A 12,199-nucleotide genomic window follows, 5' to 3' on the forward strand; every position below is an offset into this window, starting at 1 on the left:
ATAGCATAACGACCGCACATAAAAGGGGGGCGGTTGTCAAAAAGTAGATTTAAGGGTACTTCAGGAGGGCGCTATGGTACTGGAAGCCGACGCATTCGTCACCGTCAAAATAGCCCCAATTGCCCTGTCATCAGTGTAGCAAAGTCATCTTCAAGGAAAGGTAAAATTCCTTCGGCCACCGGCTGGAGTTGACGCGTCAGATAGTGATCGTAGTCCAGCGGCGACTCCTGATAATCCACCGGTTCAGGGCCATTGGTGGTTATCACATATTTGATAGTGCCGCGGTTTTGATACTGTGGTGCACGGCCAAGTCGTTGATTATGCTCATCAGCAAGACGTGCAGCGCGGACATGCGGTGGGACATTTTTTTGATACTCGCTTAACGGACGACGCAGCCGTTTACGGTAAACCAATTGCTCATCTAGCTCACCCGCCATCAAACTGGCGATGGTTTCACGGATGTAATCCTGGTATGGCTCATTGCGAAACACGCGCAAATAAAGTGTTTGTTGGAAGGCTTGCGCCAGCGGCGTCCAGTCCGTACGCACGGTTTCCAGCCCTTTAAACACCATGCGCTGTGACCCATTTTCCTGAATCATTCCGGCGTAGCGCTTTTTCGAGCCTTCAACGGTGCCGCGAATCGTCGGCATCAGGAAGCGGCAGAAATGAGATTCAAACTCGAGCTCAAGCTTGCTGTCCAGCTTTTGGGTCTCTTGCAGATGCGCTTTCCACCACGCATTCACGTGCTCGACTAACTGTTTCCCGATCCGTGCAGCATCCTCTTCCGAATGCGCTTTTTTGAGCCAGACAAACGTGGAATCGGTATCACCGTAAATCACGTCATAACCCTGAGCTTCAATTAGCGCTTTGGTTTGCAACATGATTTGATGCCCACGCATGGTTATTGACGAGGCCAGGCGAGGATCAAAGAAACGGCATGCGCTGGTGCCTAATACACCATAAAAGGCGTTCATGATGATTTTCAGCGCCTGAGATAACGGCTTATTACCGTGGCGTTTGGCCTCGTCACGACCAGACCAGATTTGCCCGACGATTTCCGGCAGGCAATTTAGGGTTCTGGAAAAATGCGCACCAAGAAAACCGTCAACTGAATGTTCAGGTTCCGGGTGCGCCATTCCCTCTACCAGGCCGACGGGGTCGATAAGAAAAGTGCGGATAATCGACGGATAAAGGCTTTTATAATCCAGCACTAATACCGAGTCATAAAGGCCGGGACGTGAATCCATCACGTAACCGCCGGGGCTGGCCTGTGGTGGCACTTCCCCGAGATTGGGTGCCACATAACCGGCACGGTGCATACGCGGAATATAAAGGTGGCCAAATGCGGCAACAGATCCGCCGTGCCGGTCGAGTGGTAAACCGTTGACTGTTGCCCGCTCGAGCAGGAATGGCATTAGCTCAGTTTTATGAAAAATCCGCGTCACCAGTTCGCAGTCTTTCAGATTGTATGTCGCCAGCGCGGGCTTATCTTCAGCGAAACGCCGGTCAATTTCGTCCATCCGTTGCCACGGGTTATCGATCGCTTTACCTTCGCCGAGCAGTTCCCGCGAAACGGTTTCCAGGGAGAATGACGAGAAATTCCAGAAAGCAGATCGCAGAGCTTCGATGCCATCGATAATGACGCGGCCCGCAGCCTGCGCGAAAAACACCCCTTGTTTGAAGCCGTGTTCACGCCACTCCAGCAGATTATTCTCGCGCCCCAGACGCAGTGGGACTTGATAACGATCGGCCATTTTTTGCAGCACGCGTAAGTCAAACTGCACCACGTTCCAACCGATTAATACATCAGGGTCGTGTTGAGTGAACCACTCGTTGAGTTTTTCGATAAGTAGTGGGCGGCTGGCGACATATTCCAGCGTAAAATCCAGCCCGCTGGCGTCACCATTTTCGGGGCCAAGCATGTAGACAACGCGCTGCCCGCAGCCTTCAAGGCCGATGCAATATAGCTCGCCATGGCGATTGGTTTCGATATCCAGCGACACCCATTTTAACGGTGGGCGGTAATCCGGCGCGGGTTTCAGCTTTGTTTCAACTATCAGGTTGTTTTGCGATTCACCGCTAAACCAGACGGGAGCAGTAATAAAGCGCTCCATCAAAAAACGTTCAGGCGGGCGAATATCGGCTTCGTAAACTCTGACTCCGCCATCACGCAACAGCTTTTCAATACGCATAAGTTGGCGATGCTGGCGGCAGTAAAGCCCGCAGACTGGTTGACGATGGAAATCTTTGAGAGGCAATGGGGTAAGCCGATAATGGCTTTCGTTCGCGAGCAAGCGTGCCGCTTCGGACTGTTGCGACTGCGGAATGAATGCGACGGATTCCTGGCGTGGCAGACGCACCTTCACTGGGCCATCGTCCGTTGCCAGCCAAAACTCAACTTCAGTACCGAGTGGGGTATCTCGCCAGTGACGCGTTAGCAAAAAACCCTGTCGAGCTTGCGACACGCTGCATTCTCATAAAAGTAAAAGTGGTCTGATTATAGACCACTTCGTAGCGAGTTACTGCTTTTATATACAGTATTCACTGCCCGTAATAAGCCTTTGCGCCATGTTTGCGCAAATAATGTTTATCCAACAGCGTTTGTTGTATATCGGGTAATTCAGGTGCGAGTTGGCGGCAGAATATGCCCATATAAGCGACTTCTTCCAACACAATGGCATTGTGTACGGCATCTACCGGATCTTTTCCCCAGGCGAATGGGCCGTGTGAATGCACCAGCACGCCAGGCATTTGTGCGGCGTCGATCCCACGCTCAGCAAATGTTTTCACGATAACTTCACCGGTTTGCCATTCGTAATCACCATTGATCTCTTCATCGGTCATTTTGCGGGTGCAAGGAATGGAGCCGTAGAAGTAATCCGCGTGAGTGGTTCCGGTTGCCGGGATGGATTTCCCCGCCTGCGCCCAGATCGTCGCATGGCGTGAGTGGGTGTGCACAATGCCGCCGATATGCGGAAATTGAAGATACAGCAAGCGGTGTGTGGGGGTATCTGATGACGGTTTTTTATCCCCTTCAACCACTTCGCCTGTTTCAAGGCTCACAACCACCATATCTTCGGCAGTCATAATGCTGTAATCGACCCCAGAGGGTTTGATGATCAATACGCCGTGTTCACGATCAACGGCGCTGACGTTGCCCCAGGTCAGGGTTACCAGATTATGTTTGGGCAGTGCGAGGTTCGCTTCCAGCACCTGACGTTTCAGATCTTCTAGCATTTTTGATCCTTAACTTGTAAGTCCACCCTCACCCTAACCCTCTCCCTGAGGGAGAGGGAATTGCCCGGTTTTCTCCTACCCTGAGGGAGAGGGAATTGCCCGGTTTTCTCCTACCCTGAGGGAGAGGGAATTGCCCGGTTTTCTCCTACCCTGAGGGAGAGGGAATTGCCCGGTTTTCTCCTACCCTGAGGGTGAGGGAATTGCCCGGTTTTTTCCTTACCCTGAGGGAGAGGGAATTGACCGAGCGAGATTTTGCTTTCCCCCTCTCCTTTGGGAGAGGGCCGGGGTGAGGGGAAATATAACTAGCGTTTAAAACCGTAATAAACCTCGTTCCAGCGCAGTGAATCTTTAAACGCAGGCAAGCGAGTGTCGTTATCAATGACGGTCAGCTCAACGCCGTGTAACTCACTGAACAGGCGCATATCATCAAGTGTCAGAGCCTGGCTAAACACCGTGTGGTGTGCGCCACCGGCCAGAATCCATGCCTCAGACGCAGTAGGCAAATCCGGCTGCGCTTTCCATAGCGCATTCGCGACGGGCAGTTTTGGCAACTGATGTGGGGCTTCGACGGTATCAACACAGTTCACCAGCAAACGGAAACGATCGCCGAGATCGATAAGGCTGGCATTCAGTGCAGGGCCGGTTTGGGTGGAGAAGATCAGACGTGCAGGATCGTCTTTGCCGCCAATCCCCAAATGCTGCACATCGAGAATCGGTTTTTCAGCTGTCGCGATCGACGGGCAAACTTCCAGCATATGGGAACCGAGCACCATATCGTTGCCGTTTTCGAAGTGATAGGTGTAGTCCTCCATAAAGGAGGTGCCGCCCTCAAGGCCCGTTGACATCACTTTCATGATGCGAAGCAGTGCGGCAGTTTTCCAGTCGCCTTCGCCCGCAAAACCGTAGCCTTGCTGCATCAGGCGTTGTACGGCAAGACCCGGGAGTTGTTTCAGGCCGTGCAGATCCTCAAATGTAGTGGTAAATGCGCTAAACCCACCTTGTTCGAGGAACTGTTTCATCCCCAGTTCAATGCGCGCGGCATCAATCACATTCTGACGCTTCGCGCCGTTAATCTGTGCGGCCGCAGTCAGGCGGTAGCAGCTCTCATATTCGTCGATCAGCGCGTTCACATCACCGTCGCTGACGGCATTGACCACTTGAACAAGGTCGCCCACAGCGTAGGTATTCACGGCAAAACCAAACTTCATCTGCGCCGCGACTTTATCGCCGTCAGTCACTGCAACTTCACGCATGTTGTCGCCGAACCGAACCACTTTAAGCTGACGGGTATCTTGTTTTGATACCGCCTGGCGCATCCAGGCACCAATACGTTGATGCGCCTGCGGGTCTTGCCAGTGGCCTGTCACCACGGTGTGTTGCTGACGCATACGCGCGCCGATGAATCCGAACTCACGGCCGCCATGAGCGGTCTGGTTCAGGTTCATAAAGTCCATATCAATGCTGCCCCACGGGATTTGCGCATTGAACTGGGTGTGGAATTGCAGCAGTGGCTTGGTGAGAATGCTCAGGCCATTGATCCACATTTTTGCAGGCGAGAAAGTATGGAGCCACACGACCAAACCGGCGCATTTATCGCTGTAACTGGCATCACGGCAAATAGCGGTGATTTCGTCAGGGGTTGTACCCAGCGGTTTCAGCACCAGTTTGCACGGCAGTTTGGCGTCTTTGTTCAGCGCATTGACGACCTGCTCGGCGTGCTGATTAACCTGACGCAATGTTTCCGCACCGTAGAGATGCTGGCTACCAATTACAAACCACACTTCATATTGTTCAAAAATGTTCATTGTCTTGTCCTTAATGAGTCAGGGCTGAAGGGAGATAGTGTTGTTCCGCACTGACAGCCCACTGCTGATAGCGTTGATAAAGCTGTTCAAAGCGCTCAGCGCGTTGAGGAATCGGTTGCAAGGTGTTTTCGATTTGGCTCGCCATCGCAAGCTGCGCCTGGGAAATATCGGCGTGTTTTCCTGCGGCTACGGCGGCAAAAATGGCCGCACCCAGTGCGCAACACTGATCCGATGCGACGATTTGCAATGGGCGGTTAAGCACGTCACAGCACACCTGCATGATCACTGGCGATTTACGCGCAATTCCGCCCAGCGCCATGACGTTGGTGACGGGAATACCTTGTTCGGTAAAGCACTCCATAATTGCGCGGGCACCAAAGGCGGTGGCGGCAATCAGGCCACCGAACAGCGCTGGCGCATCGGTTGCCAGATTCAAATCGGTAATCACACCTTTCAGCCGCTGATTGGCATTCGGCGTGCGACGACCGTTAAACCAATCGAGCACGACGGGCAGATGTTCCAGCGTTGGGTTTTTTGCCCAGGCTTCTGTCAGCGCTGGGAGCAGTTGTTTTTTACTGGCATTAATCTGTTCGCGCAGTTCAGGGTGTTGCTGCGCCAGTTGTTCCAGCGGCCATCCCAGTACGCGCCCAAACCAGGCGTAAATATCACCAAAAGCAGATTGCCCGGCTTCAAGGCCAATGAAATCAGGCACCACGCTGCCGTCAACTTGCCCGCAAATCCCTTTCACCGCACGCTCGCCAACGGTCGGTTTATCCGCGATTAAGATGTCGCAGGTAGAAGTGCCGATGACTTTCACCAGCGTATTGGGTTGTGCGCCAGCCCCAACCGCCCCCATGTGGCAATCAAACGCCCCACCGGAAATCACCACGCTTTGCGGCAGGCCCAGGCGTTCGGACCATTCGGCAGAAAGAGTTCCTACCGGAATATCCGCAGTCCAGGTTTCGGTGAACATCGGGTAAGCCAGATTTTGGTTAATGACGGGATCTAACTCATCAAAGAAGCTGGCCGGAGGCAGGCCACCCCAGCTTTCATGCCACAGTGATTTATGCCCGGCGCTACAGCGGCCACGGCGAATATCTTGCGGGCGTGTGGTACCAGAAAGCAGAGCTGGAACCCAGTCGCACAACTCAACCCACGACACCGCAGCTTGCGCCACTTTTGGGTCGGCGCGGGTGACGTGAAGAATTTTCGCCCAGAACCATTCGCTGGAATAAATACCGCCAATGTAGCGGGAATAATCGTTGTTGCCCGGCTGGTGGCATAAGCGGGTAATCGCTTCAGCCTCTTCAACCGCGGTGTGATCTTTCCACAGTACAAACATGGCATTGGGGTTGTCGGTAAATTCTGGCTTCAGAGCCAACACATTACCTTCAGCATCAATGGGGGCGGGGGTGGAGCCGGTGCTGTCAACGCCAATACCACACACGCGGGCACGTTGCTCAGCGGTCAGTTCAGCAAGAACAGTTTTCACTGCCCGTTCCATGGACTCTATGTAGTCTCGGGGATGGTGGCGAAATTGATTATTAGCAGCGTCGCAGTAGCGATTTTCCTGCCAGCGGGGATACCACTCCACGCTAGTCGCAAGTTCTGCTCCATTTTCGCAATCTACAGCCAGCGCACGAACAGAATCACTACCAAAATCGAGGCCCAGCGCGATCGACATTTTTAAACTCCCTGACCTGGTTATCTATGAAAATGACATTAGTTTTTATGCAGAAAAACCGTCAGGTCGTATTCGCTGTAGTTATGGAGAAATGTGCTGTGCCGTTGAGAAGTGTGACGCCCCGCAAATAATCGATGTGGACATTTCTGCTACTTTTATAAACACTTTGGTTATCTTCGCAAAACCTGTCATCGACTGATGAAAAGCATGCGACCAGTTAAATTGCGGCTTTATGATATAAATCGGGCTGTTTGTTGTTTAGGCAGCATAGTGCGGGTGTGAAACTGCAGGGATATGGACAAATTGTTTCTGTTATCCCCTTTGAAAAGCGAGCTTGATGATGCCTGAAATGCAAAATGACCCCTTGTTGCCAGGGTACTCTTTTAACGCCCATTTAGTCGCAGGATTAACGCCGATTGAAGCTGAAGGCCCGTTGGATTTTTTCATCGACAGGCCATTAGGAATGAAAGGTTACATCCTGAATTTAACGGTGCGGGGTGAAGGCGTTATCAATAACCAGGGGAAAAACTACGTCTGCCGACCTGGTGACATTCTGCTGTTTCCGCCTGGAGAAGTGCATCACTATGGTCGGGAGCCTTCCAGCAAAGAGTGGTATCACCAGTGGGTTTACTTCCGCCCACGGGCTTACTGGCAGGAGTGGTTAAACTGGGATCCCATCTTTGCGCAAACCGGTTTTTTCCGCCCGGATGACGCGCATCAGCACAGTTTTTCTCAGCTGTTTGGTCAGATTATTGACGCCGGGCAGGCGGAAGGGCGCTATGCGGAATTACTGGCAATCAATTTGTTAGAACAGTTGCTGTTGCGACGCATGGAAGTTTTGAGTGCTTCGCTCAATCCTCCGCTCGATAACCGTGTACGGGATGCCTGTCAGTTTATCAGTGACCATCTGGCCGACCATCGTTTTGATATTGCCAGCGTCGCTCAGCACGTCTGTCTGTCGCCGTCACGCCTTTCACATCTGTTCCGTCAGCAGCTTGGCGTCAGTGTTTTGAGTTGGCGTGAAGACCAGCGCATCCTGCAGGCCAAATTATTGTTAAGCACCACCCGCATGCCGATTGCCAGCGTCGGGCGCAATGTCGGTTTTGAAGATCAGCTCTATTTCTCGCGCGTTTTTAAGAAATGCACGGGTGCCAGTCCGAGCGAGTTTCGTGCAGGCTGTGAATAGACCCGTCATACTTCAAGCTGCCTCTTTGTTGGCTGCGAGAACTTACCCGAATCACTTACTTATGTAAGCTCATCGGGATGCGTTCTCTTGCCGCCGCGATGCAACTCGAATTATTTAGGGTCTACTATTAATAATATCTTTCTGTGGGTGTGTTCCTACAGATTCATACAAATGATGGCTTGACGCTTCATTCCACACTCAGGAGAATCGCCAACTCGTTTCTCGACGGACGCTTTATGGAAGCTTTGCTGGAACACTTTATTACTCAATCAGTAATGTATTCGCTTTTTGCGGTGATGCTGGTGGCCTTCCTCGAATCACTGGCACTGGTTGGGCTTATCCTTCCCGGCACCGTGATGATGGCAGGGCTTGGTGCGCTAATTGGTGGGGGGCAGGTCGATTTTTATCACGCCTGGGCTGCGGGGATTGTCGGTTGCTTGCTGGGCGACTGGATTTCATTCTGGCTGGGTGGGCGCTTCAAAGGGCCACTGCATCGCTGGTCGTTTATGAAAAAGAACAAAGCGTTGCTGGATAAAACTGAACATGCACTGCATCAGCACAGCATGTTTACTATCCTGGTCGGCCGCTTTGTTGGCCCGACGCGACCACTGGTGCCAATGGTCGCGGGCATGCTGGATCTCCCCGTTTCTAAATTTATTATTCCGAACATTATTGGCTGCATTTTCTGGCCGCCGGTCTATTTTTTACCGGGGATTTTGGCGGGTGCGGCGATAGATATTCCTGCGGATATGCAGAGCAGCAGCTTTAAGTGGCTCTTACTGCTGGTGGCGTTGTTTATCTGGCTGGCGGCATGGTTATGCTGGCGCTGGTGGCGTAGTGGCAAAGCAACATCCGATCGCCTGACGAAATACCTGCCACGCGCGCGTTTACACTGGTTAGCGCCACTCATGGCAGTACTGGCGGTAGGTGGATTTGTCGCCATTCAAATGCACCCGTTAATGCCGATTTATCGTGATATTTTGTGGAAAGTGCTTACGGGCCACGCTTAACGGTTGATCCCCAACAGTGCGGATGCACTGGCTTCTCCGCTCAATAACGTTGCCGTGTCGCCATCCCAGGCGATACGGCCATCTACCACTACCAGGCTTCTTTCGGCGATTCGTGCCGCATCTTCAATACTGTGTGACACCATCAACAGCGTCAATTGTTGCTGGCGACACAGGTCATCAAGCAACGCGAGCATTTCCTGGCGCAGCGCCGGGTCGAGTGCCGAGAACGGTTCATCAAGCAACAAAATAGGCTGTTCACGCACCAGACAACGGGCGAGGGCGACACGCTGGCGCTGACCGCCAGAGAGTTGTGACGGAAGCCGGTCGAGTAAATCGCTAATCGCCATCTGGCTGGCAATCGTCGTGAGCCGCTCTTGTTGTGCCGCGTTGAGTTTAAGCCCTGGATTTAACCCGAGGCCAATGTTCTGGCGCACCGTCAGGTGCATGAAAAGATTGTTTTCCTGGAACAGCATCGACACTGGACGCTGTGCCGGAGCGGTACGCGTATGGTCTTCTCCATGCAGCATAATCTGCCCTCTGGCGGGGGTGAGAAAACCCGCAACCAAACTGAGCAGCGTACTTTTCCCCGCACCACTTGGCCCCAGCACCGCAACGCGTTCACCACAGTTAATCTTCATCGAAAAACGCATCGGCAAATGGTGATAGAGCCAGGTTATATCATTGAGAATCAGCATGGCGTCCCGGAAGTTTTTCAATCAAAGTGAATAAAGCAAAGCACAGTATCAGCAGGATAAGCGCGGTTACGGCTCCGTCCTGGCTGCGATATGAACCAATTTGTTGATAGAGATAAAACGGCAGCGTGCGGAAATCTTCATTGCCAAACAAAGCCACGACACCGAAATCGCCAATCGATAACACACAAGCAAACGCCAGTGCCTGCGCCAGTGGGCGTTTGAGCGCGCGCAGCTCGATAAAACGCAGACGGTTTACGCCACTAATATTTAGCGACTGGCAAAGCCTGGTATAGCGTTCAGCAACGTCCAGCATGGGGTTTTCCAGCACTTTTAGCGCGTAGGGGATTGCCATCAATGCGTTGGTGAAAATCACAATACCATCAGCCGTTTGCGGTAAACCCACGGTGTTATTGAGCAGCAGGAAAAAGCCGGTCGCCAGCACGATACCTGGCATGGCCAGAATCAACATGCCGCTAAGTTCCAGCGCTTGCCCGGCCAAAGCGCGGTTACGCAGGCGCAATTCTCGCGAGCTCCACAGCAACATTACCGTGATAACCACACAAATCAGCCCGGCACCCACGGCGATCCTTAACGAAGTTAGTAAAGCCTGCCAAAGCACCGGCTGTGACAACACGGCGCTAAAGCCACTATTGAATCCATCAATAATCACTGCCAATAACGGGGGTAATAACAGCAACAGCGCGAAGGTGATAAGCCCCCCGTCGCACAGTTTACGTCGCAGGTTATCCTGGCGGTCGCGCCAGCCATGCATCTGGCTATTCCCCACCGGAATCGCTTTGCTAAGCCGCTGACTTAATAGCACCAGAGCCAAACAGCAAACCATCTGCACCATCGCAAGTAAGGCCGCTCGAGCGGGGTCGTAGTCGTAGCTCAGCGCCTGGAAGATAGCCAGTTCGATAGTGGTTGCTTGCGGTCCACCGCCCAGCGAAAGCACGGTGGCGAAGCTTGCGAAACAGAGCATAAAAATGAGTGCAGCAGCCGGAAGAATTTGGCGTCGCAACCACGGCCATTCGACAAAACGGAAGAAATTCCACCCCTGCATACCGAGTTGTGCGGCAACCTGGCGCTGCTCGCTGGGGATATTTTCTAACGCCTGAAGCAGCAGACGTGTCGCCATCGGCAGGTTAAAGAAGACGTGGGCGAGTAAAATGCCTTTTAAACCATACGGCGAGAACGCCCACTCTATCCCTAACTTTGCGCAAAGCGAGGCCAGCCAACCTTCACGCCCGTATACCGTCAGAATACCAAATACCGCCACCAACACCGGTAAAACCAGCGTCATGGCACAAAGACGTAACAGGGCTAAACGGCCTGGAAAACGGCGACGATAAAGCGCACGAGCCAGAAAAATAGCCGGGAACACGGAAAGTGCGGCGGAGAGAAACGCCTGCCAGAACGAGAAACGCAGTACGTGCCACAAATAGCTATCCTGCACCAGGGCGCGGATATCCGTTTGTGGCGCGTTAAACCACAGCGCGATAAAAGCCGCCAGGGCTACGGCCACCACAAGTGTGGCGGCACAAAGCCCTGGAATCAGCCAGCCGGGAATTAGCGGCTGACGGCGCGTTGCCATTCGCTAATCCAGTTGGCGCGTTGTTTAGAGACGTCTTCTGCGCTGTATTCCAGGGTGTTCTGCGGTTTGACCAGGCCATTAAAGCCTTCAGGCAATTTCACATCGGTCACTGGGTACATCCAGTTTCCCGTCGCAACGGTATTCTGGAAGCCAGGTGATGTGATAAAAGTCATGAACTTTTCAGCCAGTTCAGGCTGTTTGCTTGATGCCAGACGACCGGCAACTTCCACCTGCAAATAGTGGCCTTCGCTGAAATTCGCTGCCGCGTAGTTATCTTTTTTCTCTTCGATAATGTGATAAGCCGGAGAAGTGGTGTAGCTCATCACCAAATCGCCTTCGCCTTTCAGGAACAGGCCGTAGGCTTCGCTCCAGCCTTTAGTCACGGTGACCGTTTTCTTCGCCAGCTTCTGCCACGCTTCAGGCGACTTGTCGCCATACACTTTTTGCATCCATAACAGCAGGCCCAGGCCTGGCGTGCTGGTGCGCGGGTCCTGATAAATCACTTTCCACTGTTGGTCGCTTTCGACCAGTTCTTTAAGGCTTTTTGGCGGGTTTTTCAGTTTGTTTTTATCGTACACAAAGGCGAAGTAGCCGTAATCGAACGGCACGAAGGTATCGTTGCTCCAGCCGCCTGGGATTTTCAACGCGCTGGTGTCCGTTTTGCTCGGTGCAAACAATTTGGTCTGCGTGGCCGCTTCCAGAAGGTTGTTATCCAGTCCCAGAACGACGTCGGCTTTACTGTTTTTACCTTCCATCCGGATGCGGTTGAGTAGCGACACACCGTCTTCGAGTGCGACGAATTTCAGCTCGCAATTGCAGTCAGCTTCAAAGGCCTTTTTCACCGCAGGCCCTGGGCCCCAGTCGGCAGCAAAAGAGTCGTAGGTATAAACAGTCAGCAGGGGTTTGGCAAAAACAGGTGCTGCGATGAGCGCAAGCAACGGCAATAATTTTTTGAACACTTTGCACCTCTTGGGATTAGGGGTGGCAA

The 12,199-nt window shown here is 52.8% G+C and carries 9 protein-coding genes; 2 read left to right on the plus strand and 7 right to left on the minus strand.

The features are described 5' to 3' along the window. Window positions 1–104: 104 nt before the first annotated feature. The 4 genes from polB to araB all read right to left on the minus strand — a co-directional run bounded on the left by polB (window position 105) and on the right by araB (window position 6,726). Complete coding sequence (polB, locus tag RHD99_RS03420; protein ID WP_309877441.1) at window positions 105–2,465, minus strand: DNA polymerase II; 2,361 nt, start codon at window positions 2,463–2,465, stop codon at window positions 105–107. 76 nt (window positions 2,466–2,541) lie between these two features. Beyond that, window positions 2,542–3,237, minus strand: a complete 696-nt coding sequence (araD, locus tag RHD99_RS03425) for an L-ribulose-5-phosphate 4-epimerase (protein ID WP_309877442.1) — start codon at window positions 3,235–3,237, stop codon at window positions 2,542–2,544. Between the two features lie 302 nt (window positions 3,238–3,539). Continuing rightward, a complete protein-coding gene (gene araA, locus RHD99_RS03430; RefSeq protein WP_309877443.1) occupies window positions 3,540–5,042 on the minus strand; it encodes an L-arabinose isomerase in 1,503 nt (500 codons plus the stop codon). A 10-nt stretch (window positions 5,043–5,052) separates the two neighbouring features. Continuing rightward, window positions 5,053–6,726: a ribulokinase gene (gene araB, locus RHD99_RS03435; RefSeq protein ID WP_309877444.1), complete on the minus strand. Its 1,674-nt coding sequence runs from the start codon at window positions 6,724–6,726 to the stop codon at window positions 5,053–5,055. A 340-nt stretch (window positions 6,727–7,066) separates the two neighbouring features. On the opposite strand from araB, the gene araC reads away from it, so the two are divergent. Both araC and RHD99_RS03445 read left to right on the plus strand, forming a co-directional pair. Further along, window positions 7,067–7,912 carry an arabinose operon transcriptional regulator AraC gene (gene araC, locus RHD99_RS03440; RefSeq protein ID WP_183270874.1) on the plus strand — a complete coding sequence of 282 codons (846 nt, stop codon included), beginning with the start codon at window positions 7,067–7,069 and terminating at the stop codon, window positions 7,910–7,912. 236 nt (window positions 7,913–8,148) lie between these two features. Continuing rightward, window positions 8,149–8,922, plus strand: coding sequence for a DedA family protein (locus RHD99_RS03445; RefSeq protein ID WP_309877445.1), 774 nt, complete (start codon window positions 8,149–8,151; stop codon window positions 8,920–8,922). Here the strand turns inward: RHD99_RS03445 and thiQ are convergent. The 3 genes from thiQ to thiB are packed head-to-tail and all read right to left on the minus strand — an operon-like array spanning window position 8,919 to window position 12,170. After that, window positions 8,919–9,617, minus strand: coding sequence for a thiamine ABC transporter ATP-binding protein ThiQ (gene thiQ / locus RHD99_RS03450; protein WP_309877446.1), 699 nt, complete (start codon window positions 9,615–9,617; stop codon window positions 8,919–8,921). The two genes, RHD99_RS03445 and thiQ, sit on opposite strands and share 4 nt — an antisense overlap. Continuing rightward, window positions 9,601–11,211: a thiamine/thiamine pyrophosphate ABC transporter permease ThiP gene (gene thiP / locus RHD99_RS03455; protein ID WP_309877447.1), complete on the minus strand. Its 1,611-nt coding sequence runs from the start codon at window positions 11,209–11,211 to the stop codon at window positions 9,601–9,603. Before thiP ends, thiQ begins: the two co-directional genes overlap by 17 nt. Beyond that, window positions 11,187–12,170, minus strand: a complete 984-nt coding sequence (gene thiB / locus RHD99_RS03460) for a thiamine ABC transporter substrate binding subunit (protein WP_309877448.1) — start codon at window positions 12,168–12,170, stop codon at window positions 11,187–11,189. Before thiB ends, thiP begins: the two co-directional genes overlap by 25 nt. Between the last annotated feature and the right edge of the window lie 29 nt (window positions 12,171–12,199).

This window comes from Buttiauxella selenatireducens, from assembly GCF_031432975.1.
GTDB classification, from domain to species: Bacteria; Pseudomonadota; Gammaproteobacteria; order Enterobacterales; family Enterobacteriaceae; genus Buttiauxella; species Buttiauxella selenatireducens.